This is a genomic window from Rhodococcus sp. B10 (assembly GCF_011770055.1).
Classification (GTDB): domain Bacteria; phylum Actinomycetota; class Actinomycetes; order Mycobacteriales; family Mycobacteriaceae; genus Rhodococcoides; species Rhodococcoides kyotonensis_B.
Map to the genome: position 1 here is coordinate 24,977 of NZ_JAAFYV010000017.1, position 15,699 is coordinate 40,675.

Here is a 15,699-nt window from a genome sequence, read left to right on the forward strand (position 1 = left end):
AAGCGACCGCACCGCACAGACCATAGCGTCACGGGGCGTCCTCGAGTCGTCGGCCCGCCGGTCCCACGCCGGAGAGACTGAGGCTGCCCTGCATTGCGAACCCACAGCAACTACACGAAAATCGACCCCGAACGGCAACCGCAAGAACATGTAGGCTGCCCTTCGTTTCAACCGGACAAGCGTACTGTTAGACTCGAGAACGAGACGTTCACCCGCGCCAACCGGCCCGCGACGTACGCCTCGCTTCAACCGTCGACACAGCCCCGTCGGCGGTGTGCCTCATAGACGAGTGGAGCTGAAGTGACCGCCAGTAATGATTCATTCGGTGCAAAGGGCACCCTCGAAGTCGGAGAGAACTCGTACGAGATCTTCCGTCTGTCGGCCCTGCCCGGCGCCGAGAAGTTGCCCTACGCGCTGAAGGTCCTCGCGGAGAACCTCCTTCGCACCGAGGACGGTGCCAACATCACCGCCGACCACATTCGTTCGATCGCGTCGTGGGACCCGTCCGCGGACCCCAGCATCGAAATCCAGTTCACCCCTGCACGTGTCATCATGCAGGACTTCACCGGCGTTCCCTGTGTCGTCGACCTCGCCACCATGCGCGAAGCTGTGACGACTCTCGGCGGCGACCCGAACAAGGTCAACCCGCTGTCCCCCGCCGACATGGTCATCGACCACTCGGTCATCCTCGACGTCTTCGGCAAGGCCGATGCCCTCGAGCGCAACGTCGATCTCGAATACGAGCGCAACGGCGAGCGTTACCAGTTCCTGCGTTGGGGCCAGGGCGCGTTCGACGACTTCAAGGTCGTCCCCCCCGGCATGGGCATCGTCCACCAGGTCAACATCGAGTACCTGGCACCGACGGTCATGACCCGCAAGGGCCAGGCCTACCCCGACACCTGTGTCGGCACCGACTCGCACACCACGATGGTCAACGGCCTCGGCGTGCTGGGCTGGGGCGTCGGCGGTATCGAGGCCGAGGCAGCCATGCTGGGCCAGCCCGTCTCGATGCTCATCCCCCGCGTCGTCGGGTTCAAGCTCTCCGGTGAGATCCAGCCGGGCGTCACCGCGACCGACGTCGTGCTGACCGCTACCGACATGCTGCGCAAGCACGGCGTGGTCGGCAAGTTCGTCGAGTTCTACGGCAAGGGCGTGGCCGAGGTTCCTCTGGCCAACCGCGCGACGCTGGGCAACATGAGCCCCGAATTCGGTTCCACCGCAGCGATCTTCCCGATCGACGACGAGACCATCAACTACCTGCGCCTCACCGGCCGCAGCGACGAGCAGATCGCTCTCGTCGAGGCGTACGCCAAGGAGCAGGGCCTCTGGCACGACCCGGACAACGAAGCCGAGTACTCCGAGTACATCGAGCTCGACCTCAGCACTGTCGTCCCCTCGATCGCAGGCCCGAAGCGTCCGCAGGACCGAATCCTGCTGTCGGACTCCAAGGTCGCGTTCCGCAAGGACATCCACAACTACGTGGAGGAGAACTACCCGGCCGAGCACACCCAGCTCGACGAGGCAGTCGAAGAGTCGTTCCCGGCGAGCGATCCGGCCGTGCTGTCCTTCGCCGACGACGGTGCCGTCGACGTTCAGTCGGCCGCCAACGGCTCCGAGGGTCGCCCGACCAAGCCGGTCAAGGTCGTCACCGACGAGGCCGGAGAGTTCGTTCTCGACCACGGCGCCGTGGTCGTCGCGGGTATCACCTCGTGCACCAACACCTCCAACCCGTCGGTCATGCTCGGAGCTGCGCTGCTCGCACGCAACGCCGTCGAGAAGGGTCTGTCGACCAAGCCGTGGGTCAAGACCAACATGGCTCCGGGCTCGCAGGTCGTCACCGACTACTACGAGAAGGCCGGCCTGTGGCCGTACCTCGAGAAGCTCGGCTACTACCTCGGCGGCTACGGATGCACCACGTGCATCGGCAACACCGGCCCGCTGCTCGAGCCGATCTCCAAGGCGATCAACGACAACGACCTGTCCGTCACCGCGGTTCTCTCCGGAAACCGTAACTTCGAGGGTCGCATCTCCCCCGACGTCAAGATGAACTACCTGGCTTCGCCTCCGTTGGTCATCGCGTACGGTCTCGCCGGAACGATGGACTTCGACTTCGAGAGCGACTCGCTCGGAACGGATCAGGACGGCAACCCCGTCTACCTGAAGGACATCTGGCCGTCCTCGCAGGAGATCGAGGAGACCATCCAGTCCGCGATCAGTCGGGACATGTTCAGCAAGTCCTACGAGACGATCTTCGCCGGCGACAGCCGTTGGCAGAACCTCGAGACGCCCGAGGGCGACACCTTCGCGTGGGACGAGAACTCGACGTACGTCCGCAAGGCTCCGTACTTCGACGGCATGACGATGGACCCGGCCCCCGTCGAGGACATCAAGGGTGCACGCGTTCTGGCACTGCTCGGCGACTCGGTCACCACCGACCACATCAGCCCGGCAGGCCCGATCAAGTCCGGTACCCCGGCCGCGCAGTACCTCGACGCGCACGGCGTCGAGCGCAAGGACTACAACTCCCTCGGCTCGCGTCGCGGTAACCACGAGGTGATGATTCGCGGAACGTTCGCGAACATCCGTCTGCGCAACCAGCTCCTCGACGACGTCTCGGGCGGTTACACCCGCGACTTCACGCAGGACGGCGGCCCGCAGGCGTTCATCTACGACGCGTCGCAGAACTACCAGGCAGCGGGCATCCCGCTCGTCGTGCTGGGTGGCAAGGAGTACGGCTCGGGATCGTCGCGTGACTGGGCCGCCAAGGGCACCCGTCTGCTCGGCGTCAAGGCCGTCATCACCGAGTCGTTCGAGCGCATCCACCGCTCGAACCTCATCGGCATGGGCGTTGTCCCGCTTCAGTTCCCGGCCGGTGAGAGCGCCGCGTCGCTGAAGCTCGACGGCACCGAGACGTTCGACATCGTCGGCATCGAGAAGCTGAACGAGGGCGTCACGCCGAAGACGATGGCCGTGACCGCCACGAAGGAAGACGGCACCAAGATCGAGTTCGACGCCGTCGTGCGCATCGATACCCCCGGTGAGGCGGACTACTACCGCAACGGTGGCATCCTGCAATACGTGCTGCGCAACATGATTCGCGGCTGATCGGTTCCTCGACCGCAGTAGTGATCTGCTCCGTCACGGCGATGGACCCGGAAGTGGCTTCTTCCGGGTCCATCGCCGTTCGGCGGAGATTTCATCGAGAGTAGGAACGACAAAGTGCCCAAGGTCAGTGAAGATCAGTTGGCCGCCAGACGAAGCGAGATACTCGACGGCGCCCGACGATGCTTCGGCGAGTTCGGCTACGAAGGCGCGACGGTACGGCGCTTGGAAGAGGCCACCGGGCTGTCGCGAGGGGCGATCTTCCACCATTTCAAGGACAAGGACGGCCTGTTCCTCGCGCTTGCGCAGGAGGATGCCCGACGCATGGCCGAGGTCGCGGCGAACCAGGGTCTCGTCCAGGTCATGAGAGACATGCTCGCCGAGCCCGATCGGTTCGAGTGGCTCGGAACCAGGTTGGAGATCGCGCGCCGACTGAGGACCGACCGCGAGTTCCGGGAGAGCTGGTCGGAACAGTCGGCCGAACTCACCGATGCGACTCTCGCCCGCCTCGAGCGGCAGAAGACCGCGGGCCGTCTACGCGACGACGTCCCGAAAGATGTGGTGCTCGAATACCTGGATCTGGTGCTGGACGGCCTCGTCGCGCGCATCGCGTCGGGACAGAACGGCAGCAACCTGTCCGCAGTTCTCGATCTCGTCGAGGAGTCCGTGCGGAAGTCGGACACGAACAACTAATCCGGCCGCGCGGACTTACGTCGGTTCGGACCACCGCGCGTACGCAGCGGTGTGTCCGACTCGGCCAACACCTTGTGCACGAATCCGTAGGAGCGACCGGTCTGCTCGGCGAGCGATCGAATGCTCGCACCCGACGCGTACCGGTCCACGAGCATCGCCCGCAGCCGATCACGCGAATCCCCGGTGATACGAGTGCCTTTCGTGTACTCGGCACCGACCGCGGACACAGCTCCCGCACGTGGATCACCGTTCGGGATGGTCCCTCGTGGTTGTGCGCGGCCCATGGCGTCCTCCAGTCAGCGAACCTCACTCACCGAAAACCCCCCGTGACTTCAGGGTAGAGGAGGTCACCGGACGCCATCGGAGAACAGCCGAATCGTCCGAAGCGACCGGTCAGGCCAGCTGAATGAGCTCCAGGTAGTCCTGAGACCAGTGATCCTCGGTACCGTCGGGCAGCAGGATCACACGCTCGGGCGAGAGCGCCTCGGCTGCACCCGGGTCGTGCGTCACGAGGACGACGGCACCCTTGTAGCTGCGCAGCGCGTCGAGAACCTGCTCTCGCGAGATCGGATCGAGGTTGTTGGTGGGCTCGTCGAGCAGCAGCACGTTGGCGGCCGACGACACCAGACCCGCCAGGGCGAGGCGAGTCTTCTCACCACCGGACAGCGTGCCTGCGGGCTGCTCCAACTGCGGGCCGGTGAACATGAACGCACCCAACAGCGACCTGAGCTCCTGCTCCCCCGTGTCCGGCGCCGCGTGTCGGATGTTCTCCCACACCGACGCGTTGTCGTCGAGGGTGTCGTGCTCCTGCGCGAAGTACCCGACGCGTAGACCGTGGCCGGGTTCCAGCTGACCGGAATCGGATTTCTCCGATCCGGCCAGGATGCGCAGGAGCGTCGTCTTGCCCGCACCGTTCAGTCCGAGCACGACGACGCGGCTGCCGCGGTCGATGGCGAGGTCGACACCGGCGAAGATCTCGAGCGATCCGTACATCTTCGTCAGGTTCGAGGCCATCAGCGGGGTCTTGCCGCACGGTGCCGGTTCGGGGAAGCGGATGTGGGCGACCTTGTCCGACACGCGCTCGGCATCGAGGTTGGCCAGCAACTTGTCGGCCCGCTTCGCCATGTTCTGTGCTGCAACGGCTTTCGTCGCCTTGGCGCCCATCTTGGCCGCCTGGGCGCGCAGCGCGCCCGCCTTCTTCTCGGCGTTGGCGCGCTCGCGGCGTCGACGCTGCTCGTCGGTCGCCCGGGCGTCGATGTACTTCTTCCAGTTCATGTTGTAGATGTCGGCCTCGCCGCGGACGGCGTCGAGGAACCAAACACGGTTGACGACGTCCCCCAGCAGTTCGACGTCGTGGCTGATCACGATCAGACCGCCCTCGTGGTTCTGCAGGAAGCTACGAAGCCAGTTGATCGAGTCCGCGTCGAGGTGGTTCGTCGGCTCGTCGAGCAGCAACGTGGTGGTGGATCGACCGCCGCTACCGTCGGACGCCGCGAACAGGATGCGCGCCAATTCCACGCGACGACGCTGACCACCCGACAATGTGCGCAGCGGCTGAGCCAGGATGCGGTCGGGCAGACCGAGACTGTTCGAGATGCGTGCGGCCTCGCTCTCCGCCTCGTACCCGCCCAGCGACGCGAACCGCTCTTCGAGGGAGCTGTATTTGCGCACGGCCTTGTCGAGGCGGTTGTCGTCGACGAGCTCGGCCATCAGAGCTTGCTGCTTCTCCATCTGGCGCAGCAGCGTGTCCAGGCCGCGAGCGGAGAGCACCCGGTCCTTGGCCAGGACGTCGAGGTCTCCTTCTTTCGGATCCTGCGGCAGGTACCCGAGCTCGCCCGTACGCACGACCTGGCCGGCGTACGGTTCGCCCTCGCCCGCCAGAATCCGGAGCGTGGTGGTCTTGCCTGCACCGTTACGGCCGACGAGACCGATCCTGTCACCTGCCTGGACGCGCAGTGCAGGTCCAGGGGCTGAGAGCAACGTGCGGACACCGGCACGAACTTCCAAGTCGGTGGCGGTGATCACGCATGAGCTCCTAGCGATAGCGGGCAGGTCCGAACGTCGACGCGATCGGCTTTGCTACGAATGGTGCCCGGACGGTGACCCGAGCAACCACTCATTTTAGCCGCTCCCGGAGTGTGCTCCCGCCACTATGGGCCGTGACCCCGGTAACGTCTGGCGCATGACCACCGCGAACACAGCAGACGAGAAGGACCTTGCCGGACGAGTTGCTCTGGTCACAGGGGCGAGTCGAGGCATCGGAAAGGCGATAGCGGCCGAGTTGCTCGCCCGCGGCGCCTCGGTCACGATCACCGCGCGAAAGCCGGAACCGCTGGCCGACGCGGCCCGCGACCTCGGCGCCGAGGCCGGCGACGCAGCGAGGGTGCACGCCGTACCGGGAAACGCGGGCGACGCGGATTCACGACGTGACGCGGTGACGCAGACGATCGAGCAGTTCGGCTCGATCGACATTCTCGTCAACAACACCGGCATCAACCCCGTGTACGGCTCGCTGATGGACGCCGACCTCGACGGCGTCAAGAAGATCTTCGACACCAACGTCGTCGCCACCCTCGGATTCGTGCAGGAGGCCTATCGCCAGTGGATGGGCGAGCACGGCGGGGCGGTCGTCAATCTCGCCAGCGTGGCAGGCCTTCGGTCCACCGGTGTGATCGCCGCCTACGGTGCGTCGAAAGCTGCGCTGATCCGGTTGACCGAAGAACTCGCCTGGCAGCTCGGCCCGTCGATTCGCGTCAACGCAGTCGCACCCGGCGTCGTGAAGACCAAGTTCGCGGAGGCGCTGGTCGCGGCGGGCGAGGACAAGGCCGCGGCGATGTACCCGATGAAGAGGCTCGGGACTCCCGAGGATGTCGCGTCGCTGGTCGGGTTCCTCGTGTCCGACGCGTCGTCGTGGATCACCGGCGAGACGATTCGCGTCGACGGCGGCCTGCTGGCAACCGGCGGGCTGTGAACGAGCCCGCACCGCACCGGCGATCGGCCGACCTCGTCGTCATCGGCATGGGGCCGGCAGGCCGGTCTCTGATGCACCGCGCCGAGGCGTCCGGCATCGATGTCCTGGGCATCGACGCGCATCCGAATCGAACGTGGACTCCCACCTATTCCGCGTGGGCGGACGAGCTACCGAGTTGGCTTCCTCTGTCCGTTGCGGCGTCGTCCACCACGCGGCCGGCGGCATGGACGACGCGCAGGCAGGCGATCGAGCGCACCTACTGCGTCCTGGACACGCCGGCGCTGCAGCGTGCTCTCGTCGTGGATCCCGCCAGGGTCGTCGCCGCCACCGCGACCGACGTGCGCTGCCATCAGGTGACGCTCGCAGACGGACGAGTCATCCACGGGCGCACCGTCGTCGACGCGCGGGGTTCGGTCGGAATGGCCGGCCTCGCGGAACAAACGGCATACGGCGTCGTCGTCGAGCGGCATGTGGGCGAGAAACTGCTCGAAGGTGAGGGCGCCTGGTTCATGGACTGGCGGTCCGACAACGGATCCGACCCCGCCGACACACCGAGCTTCCTCTACGCCGTCGCGCTCGACGAACACCGAATCCTGCTCGAGGAGACGTGCCTCGTCGGAGCGCCTGCGCTCACGTCGGATGTGTTGCGCGACAGGCTTGTCCAGCGCCTGAGCACACGCGGACTCGACCTGACCGGCGACGAAGCCGTCGAACGCGTGAAATTCGCGGTCCAGCCCCCTCCGCGCGACCGGGCGGATCGCGGGGTGCGGCGGTTCGGAGCACGCTCGGCGTCGATGCACCCGGCCACCGGATACAGCGTCGCCGCATCGCTCGCGACGACGGATGCATTCCTCGCCACGGTGACGAGCGGCCGCTCTGGACATTCGCCGTCCATCTGGGCCGTTCAACGTCTGCGCAACCTGGGCCTGCGGACGGCGCTGAATCTGGAGGCTCGTCAGATTCCGGATTTCTTCGCGAGTTTCTTCGAGTTGTCGGTACCCCTTCAGACGGCCTATCTGTCGGGCGGAAACGACCTGCGCGGCACGCTGGGCGCCATGATGCGCATGTTTCCGACGCTGCCCCCGAGTGCGCGGTTGGCGATCGCGAGAACGGTCGCCGGCAGATGAATCGGTCCCTTCGCTCGACACGGCTGTCGTTTCTCGGGAATCATGAACCCCATGCGTAGCATCTGGAAAGGATCGATCGCCTTCGGACTCGTCAACGTGCCGGTGAAGGTCTATTCGGCGACGGAGACCCACGACATCAGGTTCCACCAGGTGCACGCGAAGGACGGCGGCCGCATCAAGTACGACCGGGTGTGCTCCGAATGCGGAAAGTCGGTGCAGTTCGCCGACATCGACAAGGCGTACGACTCCCCCGACGGTGATCGGGTCGTCCTGACCGACGAGGACTTCGACAAACTACCGGCAGCGGAGAAGCACGAGATACCGGTGCTCGAATTCGTTCCGACCGATCAGATCGATCCGATTCTCTACGACAAGAGCTATTTTCTCGAGCCCGATTCGACGTCGCCGAAGGCCTACGTGCTGTTGAGGCAGACCCTTCTCGAAACCGAACGGACCGCGCTCGTGCACTTCACGCTGCGCCAGAAGACCAGGCTCGCCGCGCTGCGCGTCCGCGACGAGACACTGGTCATTCAAACTCTTCTGTGGCCCGACGAGGTGCGTGCAGCGGAGTTCCCGTCGCTCGACGACGCACCCGAGGCACGTCCGCAGGAAGTGAAGATGGCGACGTCGCTGGTGGAGAGCATGTCGTCGGACTTCGATCCGACCGAGTTCACCGACGACTACCAGATCGAACTCCGCAAGCTGCTCGACGACACCATCGCGAACGGTGGTGAAAAGGTCATCCACACCGAGGAAGAGACGTCCGACGACGGCGAGGACGCCGAGGTGGTCGACCTGGTCGCGGCACTGCAGCGCAGTGTCGAGGCCGCGGGCCGGAACGCCAAGAGTTCGTCCACGGAATCGTCCGGGAAGTCCGCCGCGAAGAAGGCACCTGCCAAGAAGGCAGCGGCGAAGAAGACACCCGCGAAGAAGGCCCCCGCCAAGAAGACGGCAGCGAAGAAAACTGCCGCCAAGAAGTCGTCCGGTGGCACGAGCGAGACGCGCAAGGGCGCCTGAGCAGAACGTAGTGGCAGAACGAAGAACGCTCCGCGTCATGTTTCCGACGCGGAGCGTTTCTCGTGCTGAGGTGAAGCGTTTCGATCGCTAGACGGTGAAGCCGAGTGCGCGGAGCTGCTCGCGTCCGTCCTCGGTGATCTTGTCCGGGCCCCACGGCGGCATCCAGACCCAGTTGATCTTCAGATCCGCGCACAGGCCGCTGCGCACGAGAGCACCGCGGGCCTGGTCCTCGATGACGTCCGTCAGCGGGCACGCCGCCGACGTCAGCGTCATGTCGATCGTGACGATCTCTTCGTCGTCGACCTTGATGTCGTAGACGAGGCCCAGGTCGACGACGTTGATGCCGAGCTCGGGGTCGACGACGTCGCGCATGGCTTCTTCGAGGTCCTCGAGAACCTTGATCTCTTCGGGGGTGAGCGGAGCAGCGGCGGTCGTGTCCTCTGCTGCTGTCTCGGGTGCTTGTGGTTCGGTCATGCCTGTCCTCCGGATCGAGCGGGAGCTTCTTCTACTATTCGAACAACCGCGTCCTTGAAAGCCATCCACCCGAGCAGCGCGCACTTGACGCGTGCGGGGTACTTCGACACTCCGGCGAATGCGATTCCGTCGCCAAGGACGTCCTCGTCACCCTCGACGCTACCCCGGCTTCCGACCATCTCGCCGAACGCGTCGACGATGCGCAGAGCCTCGGGGACCGCCAATCCGACGACCTGATCGGTGAGGACGGACGTCGCCGCCTGGCTGATGGAGCAGCCCTGACCGTCGTAGGACACGTCCGCGACGGTGCCCGCGTCGTCGATGTGCACGCGGAGAGTGACCTCGTCACCGCACGTCGGGTTGACGTGATGCACCTCGGCACCGAACGGCTCACGTAGGCCGCGGCCGTGCGGGTGTTTGTAGTGGTCCAGGATCACGTCCTGGTACATCTGTTCCATTCGCATCTCAGGCCACCTCACCGGTTCCGAAGAACCTCTGCGCTCGCTCGATGGCGGCGACCAGGGCATCGACTTCGTCGAGCGTGTTGTAGAGCGCGAACGACGCCCTGGCGGTGGCCGCGACCCCGAATCGACGATGCAGTGGCCACGCGCAGTGATGTCCGACGCGGATGGCGACGCCCTCGTCGTCGAGAATCTGACCGAGGTCGTGCGCGTGGATTCCGTCGACGACGAACGAGATGGCCGAACCCCGATCGACGTTGTCCGTCGGGCCGACGACCCGTACCCCGTCGAGTGCGGCGAACCGCTCCAAGGTCGCGCCGACCAAGCTGTGCTCGTGACCGGCGATGCGTGACATACCGATCTTGCCGAGGTAGTCGACCGCGGCACCGAGACCGACGACCTGCGACGTCATCGGCACGCCGGCCTCGAAACGCTGCGGCGGCGGCGCGTACGTGGTCTTCTCCATCGTCACGGTCTCGATCATCGACCCGCCGGTGATGAACGGCGGCATCGCGTCGAGCAAGGCGGCCTTGCCGTACAGGACGCCGACGCCGGACGGGCCGAGCATCTTGTGCCCGGAGAACGCCGCGTAGTCGACGTCGAGTGCATGGAAGTCGACGGTCATGTGCGGAACCGACTGGCACGCGTCGAGCACGACGAGCGCGCCGACGGCTCGAGCACGGCGAACCAGCTCGGCCACCGGTGCAACGGCACCGGTCACGTTCGACTGGTGAGTGAACGCGACGACCTTGACGGCGTCGGTCAGCTCGAGCGAATCGAGATCGATGCGTCCGTCGTCGGTGACGCCGTACCAGCGCAGTGTGGCACCCGTTCGACGCGCGAGTTCCTGCCACGGAACGAGGTTGGCGTGGTGCTCGAGTTCGGTGATCACGATCTCGTCACCGGGACCGACCCGGTGCTCGAACCGATCGTCTCCGAACACATGCGTGACGAGGTTCAACGACTCGGTGGCGTTCTTGGTGAACACCAACTCGTTCACGTCGGCGCCGACGAACGACGCGATGGCCGCGCGGGCACCTTCGTACGCGTCGGTTGCCTCTTCGGCCAGCTGATGCGCGCCGCGGTGAACCGCGGCGTTGCACGTCACCAGAAAGTCACGTTCGGCGTCGAGCACCTGTACCGGACGCTGCGATGTCGCGCCGGAATCGAGGTACACCAAAGGCTTGTCGTCGCGGACGGTTCGCCCGAGGATCGGAAAGTCGGCGCGAATCGTGTCGACGTCGAACGCATCGTCCTTCGAAGCCACCGGTGCCTCCGTCCTCACAATGTCGCGGTCTGCGTGAATCCTGCGTATCCGTTCGTCTCGAGCTCGTCGGCCAGCTCGGCGCCGCCCGACTGGACGACCTTGCCGCCGACGAACACATGCACGAAATCGGGCTTGATGTAGCGCAGGATTCGCGTGTAGTGCGTGATCAGCAGAACGCCGCCGTCCTCGCGCTCCCGGTAGGTGTTGACGCCCTCGGACACGACGCGCAGCGCGTCGACGTCCAAGCCGGAGTCGGTCTCGTCGAGGATCGCGATCTTCGGCTTGAGCAGACCGAGCTGCAGGATCTCGTGGCGCTTCTTCTCGCCACCGGAGAAGCCTTCGTTGACGCTGCGCTCGGCGAACTCTTCCTTGATCTCGAGTTCGCCCATGGCGGTCTTGACTTCCTTGACCCAGTGACGCAGCTTCGGCGCCTCGCCGCGGACCGCGGTCGCGGCGGTGCGCAGGAAGTTCGACATCGAGACGCCGGGCACCTCGACCGGGTACTGCATCGCCAGGAAGAGTCCTGCGCGAGCCCGCTCGTCGACGGACATCTCGAGCACGTCTTCACCGTCGAGGGTGATGCTGCCCGACGTCACGGTGTACTTGGGGTGGCCGGCGATCGCGTACGACAGCGTCGACTTGCCGGATCCGTTCGGACCCATGATCGCGTGGGTCTCGCCGGACTTCACGGTCAGATCGACGCCCTTGAGGATGTCGATGGACGGGGCGGTCGGATCCGACTGCGCGACGCTGACGTGCAGGTCGCGGATTTCGAGCGTGGACATCTGTAGTTCCTTCGAAGTGTGAGAGGTGGGCTCAAGCGCCGGTGACGGCGAGTTCGATCTCGATGGCGGCGTCGAGACGCTCGCGCACGGCGGGCACCGGAATACGTTCGATGATCTCGTGGAAGAAGCCGCGGACGATCAGACGTCGGGCTGCGTCCTCGGAGATTCCGCGAGCGCGCAGATAGAACAGCTGCTCGTCGTCGAATCGTCCCGTTGCACTGGCGTGTCCTGCACCGAGGATCTCGCCGGTCTCGATCTCGAGGTTCGGCACCGAATCGGCGCGCGCACCGTCCGTCAGAACGAGGTTCCGGTTGAACTCGAACGTGCTGGTGTCCTCGGCCTCGGCGCGAATGAGCACGTCGCCGATCCAAACGGTGTGCGCGTCCTGCTTGCCCGGACCGGTCTCGCCCTGCAGCGCACCCTTGTAGAGAACGTTGGACTTGCACTTCGGCGCCGTGTGATCGACCAGCAGTCGCTGCTCGAGGTGCTGGCCGGCGTCGGCGAAGTAGAGGCCGAGGAGTTCGGCGTCGCCACCGGGTGCGTCGTAGTGCACCGTCGGGCTGACGCGAACCAGATCGCCACCCAGGCTGACGTTGAAGTGCCGCAACACCGCATCGCGCCCGAGCCGAGCGTGATGTGCCGCGACGTGGACGGCGTCCTGCTGCCAACTCTGCAGCAGCACCACGGTGAGCTGCGCGCTGTCGCCGACGACGAACTCGATGTTCTCGGCATACGTGCCGCTGCCGACCTGGTCGACGACGACGGTTGCCTTCGCAAACGGTTCGAGCCGAATCTGCAGGTGACCGAATGCGATCGCGTCGGCACCCGGGCCGGTGACGGTGACGTCGATCGGCTCGGCGATCTCCTGCTCGCGCGCCACGGTCACGACGGTCGCATCGGCGAACGACGAAAACGCTTGCGCCGCAATACGATCGGCGGGCACACCGGCCACGCCGAGACGGTCGTCGTCGCGACCGACCTTCTCGACGGTGACGCCGTCCACCGCGGTGACCGCGATGTCGGAGCCGGCGGTGGCGACAGCGGAACCGTCGTGCAGGCCACGGAGTCGACGCAGAGGCGTGAACCGCCACAGCTCGTCACGTCCCGACGGCACCTCGAACGCGTTCACGTCGTAGGAGGTGAACTGAGCGCCCTTGTTGGCGACCAGCTTCGACTTGTCTTCCTTCGCGCCGGGGTTCTCGGACGCCACTGCGCCCTGCACTCCCGTGAGGGGACCCTGCGCGCCTGTTGCGGGGTTGGTCACTTAACCGACCGATCCTTCCATCTGAAGCTCGATGAGCCGGTTGAGCTCGAGCGCGTATTCCATGGGGAGCTCGCGAGCGATCGGCTCGACGAATCCGCGAACGACCATCGCCATCGCCTCGTCCTCGGTGAGGCCGCGGCTCATCAGGTAGAAGAGCTGATCGTCGCTGACCTTCGAGACCGTCGCCTCGTGTCCCATCGAGACGTCGTCCTCACGGATGTCGACGTACGGGTAGGTGTCCGAGCGGGAGATCGTGTCGACGAGCAGTGCGTCGCACTTGACCGTCGAACGCGAGCCGTGTGCGCCCTTGTTGATCTGGATCAGACCGCGGTAGGACGTGCGTCCACCACCGCGTGCGACGGACTTGCTGACGATGTTCGACGACGTGTGCGGCGCGAGGTGCAGCATCTTCGACCCGGTGTCCTGGTGCTGGTCCGGACCGGCGAACGCCACCGACAGAACCTCGCCCTTGGCGTGCTCGCCCGTCATCCAGACGGCCGGGTACTTCATCGTGACCTTGGAACCGATGTTGCCGTCGATCCACTCCATCGTCGCCCCTGCTTCTGCCTTGGCGCGCTTGGTGACGAGGTTGTAGACGTTGTTCGACCAGTTCTGGATGGTCGTGTAGCGGCAGCGACCGCCCTTCTTGACGATGATCTCGACGACGGCGGAGTGCAGCGAGTCCGACTTGTAGATCGGCGCGGTGCATCCCTCGACGTAGTGCACGTACGCACCCTCGTCGACGATGATCAGCGTGCGCTCGAACTGACCCATGTTCTCGGTGTTGATGCGGAAGTACGCCTGCAGCGGGATGTCGACGTGGACGCCCGGCGGCACGTAGATGAACGAGCCACCCGACCACACGGCCGTGTTGAGCGCCGAGAACTTGTTGTCACCGGCGGGAATGACGGTTCCGAAGTACTCGCGGAACAGCTCCGGCTGCTCCTTCAGAGCGGTGTCGGTGTCGAGGAACAGCACACCCTGAGCTTCGAGATCCTCACGGATGGAGTGGTAGACGACCTCGGACTCGTACTGTGCCGCGACGCCCGACACGAGGCGCTGCTTCTCGGCCTCGGGGATGCCGAGCTTGTCGTAGGTGTTCTTGATGTCCGACGGCAGATCGTCCCACGTCGCTGCCTGCTTCTCGCTGGAGCGGACGAAGTACTTGATGTTGTCGAAGTCGATTCCGTCGAGGTCGGAACCCCACGACGGCATCGGCTTGCGATCGAAGGTCTTGAGGGCCTTCAGCCGGGCCTCGAGCATCCACTCGGGCTCGTTCTTCTTGGCCGAGATGTCGCGAACCACCGCTTCGGACAGTCCGCGCTGAGCGCTTGCCCCGGCGACGTCCGAATCCGCCCATCCGTATCCGTAGTTACCGAGTGACGCAATGGTCTCGTCCTGCGTCAGCGGGGCTGCGGGCGCAGCTGGGGTCACCTGGTCTGGTGAGACGGTCATGCGAGCTCCTTCCGGAGGCTTGTACGTTCTCCGGCACTGGGCTGTGCACCGGATGTTCTGGAGGGGGTGGAACGAACGTGCGGGGTGTTCAGTGGAACGTGGGTGGTGCATGCGCAATCGCCGTTGGCGATGGTCGCGAGTCGTTGGACGTGCGTGCCGAGCAGTTCGGAGAATGCACGACGTTCGGCGTCGCACAACTCCGGAAACTCCGATGCCACGTGCGAGACCGGGCAGTGGTGCTGGCAGATCTGCACCCCGTTGCCCACCTTTCGGGTGGACGCGGCGAAACCGGCGGCGGTGAACGCGTCGGCGATCCGGTCCGCTGCCTCGGTGACGTCGACTGCACGTTCACCTGCCGCGGGCTCGACGTCGGCGACGATGGCGTCGACGCGTTGCCGGGCGAACGTCTCGATCGCGGCGTCGCCACCGATCTTGCGCAGCTGACGCATCGCGGCACCGGCCAGGTCGTCGTACGTGTGGCCCAGCCTGTTCCGTCCGACGGCCGTCAGCTGGAAGTGCTTCGCGGGGCGACCGCGGCCCCGATGCCGAACGGCTGCCGAGGATGCGACGCGCGCTTCGCCGGTCTCGATGAGTGCGTCGAGATGGCGCCTGACCCCTGCCGCGCTCACACCGAGCCGCGACCCGATGTCCGACGCCGTGATCGGTCCTTCTTCGAGCAGTAATGTGACGACGGCGTTCCGCGTCTGCCCCTCGTGACCGACGGGCGCGGCTACCGACGACGGCGAACTCGACGTGACGACAGCCTGCTCGGACGCGGACACGTCGGCACGAGAACGGCTGTTCTCGGCGGCGCGCATGCGACTGACGGATGTTTTCACAACACCAGTGTGACGGAATTACCCGCACCGGTCCACCAAGGGTGCCCTTCTTCACCGACCGGCGGCACCAGGGAATATCCGTCGTCCACCCGTTGTTGGAGTGCCCTCGGACCGGACCGACCGCGCGTGCGGCCCGCACGGTTACGCTTCACACGTGCCACAGACCGCCGACGACGAGAACTTCGCGGACTCCTCGGTCACCCCGACCGATCATCCCGGACGACGCCTCGGGCAACTCCCGCGC

General features: G+C 65.5%; 14 protein-coding genes. 5 read left to right on the top strand and 9 right to left on the bottom strand.

The window, feature by feature from the left end:
• The first annotated feature begins 300 nt into the window (after window positions 1–300).
• Both acnA and RhoFasB10_RS13110 read left to right on the top strand, forming a co-directional pair.
• Window positions 301–3,105, top strand: a complete 2,805-nt coding sequence (gene acnA / locus RhoFasB10_RS13105) for an aconitate hydratase AcnA (protein WP_068424217.1) — start codon at window positions 301–303, stop codon at window positions 3,103–3,105.
• Window positions 3,106–3,219: 114 nt separating this feature from the next.
• Complete coding sequence (locus tag RhoFasB10_RS13110) at window positions 3,220–3,795, top strand: TetR/AcrR family transcriptional regulator (protein ID WP_068424218.1); 576 nt, start codon at window positions 3,220–3,222, stop codon at window positions 3,793–3,795.
• On the opposite strand, the gene RhoFasB10_RS26330 is transcribed toward RhoFasB10_RS13110, so the two are convergent.
• Both RhoFasB10_RS26330 and RhoFasB10_RS13120 read right to left on the bottom strand, forming a co-directional pair.
• The gene (locus RhoFasB10_RS26330; RefSeq protein WP_068424220.1) at window positions 3,792–4,022 is read right to left on the bottom strand and encodes a helix-turn-helix domain-containing protein; all 231 of its coding nucleotides are present in this window, start codon (window positions 4,020–4,022) and stop codon (window positions 3,792–3,794) included. The two genes, RhoFasB10_RS13110 and RhoFasB10_RS26330, sit on opposite strands and share 4 nt — an antisense overlap.
• 166 nt (window positions 4,023–4,188) lie before the next feature.
• A complete protein-coding gene (locus tag RhoFasB10_RS13120) occupies window positions 4,189–5,820 on the bottom strand; it encodes an ABC-F family ATP-binding cassette domain-containing protein (protein WP_068424222.1) in 1,632 nt (543 codons plus the stop codon).
• Between the two features lie 157 nt (window positions 5,821–5,977).
• Between RhoFasB10_RS13120 and RhoFasB10_RS13125 the strand changes: the two genes are divergently transcribed.
• Genes RhoFasB10_RS13125 through RhoFasB10_RS13135 form a run of 3 tightly spaced genes read left to right on the top strand, consistent with a single transcriptional unit; the run spans window position 5,978 to window position 8,910 of the window.
• Window positions 5,978–6,766 carry an SDR family oxidoreductase gene (locus RhoFasB10_RS13125; protein ID WP_068424224.1) on the top strand — a complete coding sequence of 263 codons (789 nt, stop codon included), beginning with the start codon at window positions 5,978–5,980 and terminating at the stop codon, window positions 6,764–6,766.
• Window positions 6,763–7,893: a lycopene cyclase family protein gene (locus RhoFasB10_RS13130; protein WP_254303474.1), complete on the top strand. Its 1,131-nt coding sequence runs from the start codon at window positions 6,763–6,765 to the stop codon at window positions 7,891–7,893. Before RhoFasB10_RS13125 ends, RhoFasB10_RS13130 begins: the two co-directional genes overlap by 4 nt.
• A 51-nt stretch (window positions 7,894–7,944) precedes the next feature.
• Window positions 7,945–8,910 carry a Ku protein gene (locus RhoFasB10_RS13135; RefSeq protein ID WP_068424230.1) on the top strand — a complete coding sequence of 322 codons (966 nt, stop codon included), beginning with the start codon at window positions 7,945–7,947 and terminating at the stop codon, window positions 8,908–8,910.
• An 87-nt stretch (window positions 8,911–8,997) separates the two neighbouring features.
• Here the strand turns inward: RhoFasB10_RS13135 and RhoFasB10_RS13140 are convergent, their stop codons facing one another.
• Genes RhoFasB10_RS13140 through RhoFasB10_RS13170 form a run of 7 tightly spaced genes read right to left on the bottom strand, consistent with a single transcriptional unit; the run spans window position 8,998 to window position 15,455 of the window.
• Window positions 8,998–9,384, bottom strand: coding sequence for a metal-sulfur cluster assembly factor (locus tag RhoFasB10_RS13140; RefSeq protein WP_068424231.1), 387 nt, complete (start codon window positions 9,382–9,384; stop codon window positions 8,998–9,000).
• A complete protein-coding gene (gene sufU / locus RhoFasB10_RS13145) occupies window positions 9,381–9,848 on the bottom strand; it encodes a Fe-S cluster assembly sulfur transfer protein SufU (RefSeq protein ID WP_068424232.1) in 468 nt (155 codons plus the stop codon). Before sufU ends, RhoFasB10_RS13140 begins: the two co-directional genes overlap by 4 nt.
• Before the next feature lies 1 nt (window position 9,849).
• Entirely contained in the window at window positions 9,850–11,112 is a 1,263-nt protein-coding gene (locus RhoFasB10_RS13150; protein ID WP_068425920.1) for a cysteine desulfurase, read from the bottom strand.
• A 14-nt stretch (window positions 11,113–11,126) separates the two neighbouring features.
• Window positions 11,127–11,897, bottom strand: coding sequence for a Fe-S cluster assembly ATPase SufC (gene sufC, locus RhoFasB10_RS13155; RefSeq protein ID WP_068424234.1), 771 nt, complete (start codon window positions 11,895–11,897; stop codon window positions 11,127–11,129).
• A gap of 31 nt (window positions 11,898–11,928) precedes the next feature.
• Window positions 11,929–13,161 (bottom strand): Fe-S cluster assembly protein SufD, encoded by a 1,233-nt coding sequence (gene sufD / locus RhoFasB10_RS13160; protein ID WP_068424236.1) that lies wholly within the window; start codon window positions 13,159–13,161, stop codon window positions 11,929–11,931.
• A complete protein-coding gene (sufB, locus tag RhoFasB10_RS13165; protein ID WP_068424238.1) occupies window positions 13,162–14,616 on the bottom strand; it encodes a Fe-S cluster assembly protein SufB in 1,455 nt (484 codons plus the stop codon). It abuts the gene before it with no gap.
• Complete coding sequence (locus tag RhoFasB10_RS13170) at window positions 14,613–15,455, bottom strand: transcriptional regulator (protein ID WP_308115103.1); 843 nt, start codon at window positions 15,453–15,455, stop codon at window positions 14,613–14,615. Before RhoFasB10_RS13170 ends, sufB begins: the two co-directional genes overlap by 4 nt.
• Window positions 15,456–15,699: the final 244 nt, after the last annotated feature.

Bases quoted from the DNA above. Each gene is read 5' to 3' on its own strand.
- RhoFasB10_RS13125 (WP_068424224.1), top strand. From the start codon at position 5,978: ATGACCACCGCGAACACAGCAGACGAGAAGGACCTTGCCGGACGAGTT.
- RhoFasB10_RS13135 (WP_068424230.1), top strand. From the start codon at position 7,945: ATGCGTAGCATCTGGAAAGGATCGATCGCCTTCGGACTCGTCAACGTG.
- RhoFasB10_RS13140 (WP_068424231.1), bottom strand. From the start codon at position 9,384: ATGACCGAACCACAAGCACCCGAGACAGCAGCAGAGGACACGACCGCC.
- sufU (WP_068424232.1), bottom strand. From the start codon at position 9,848: ATGCGAATGGAACAGATGTACCAGGACGTGATCCTGGACCACTACAAA.
- sufC (WP_068424234.1), bottom strand. From the start codon at position 11,897: ATGTCCACGCTCGAAATCCGCGACCTGCACGTCAGCGTCGCGCAGTCG.
- sufB (WP_068424238.1), bottom strand. From the start codon at position 14,616: ATGACCGTCTCACCAGACCAGGTGACCCCAGCTGCGCCCGCAGCCCCG.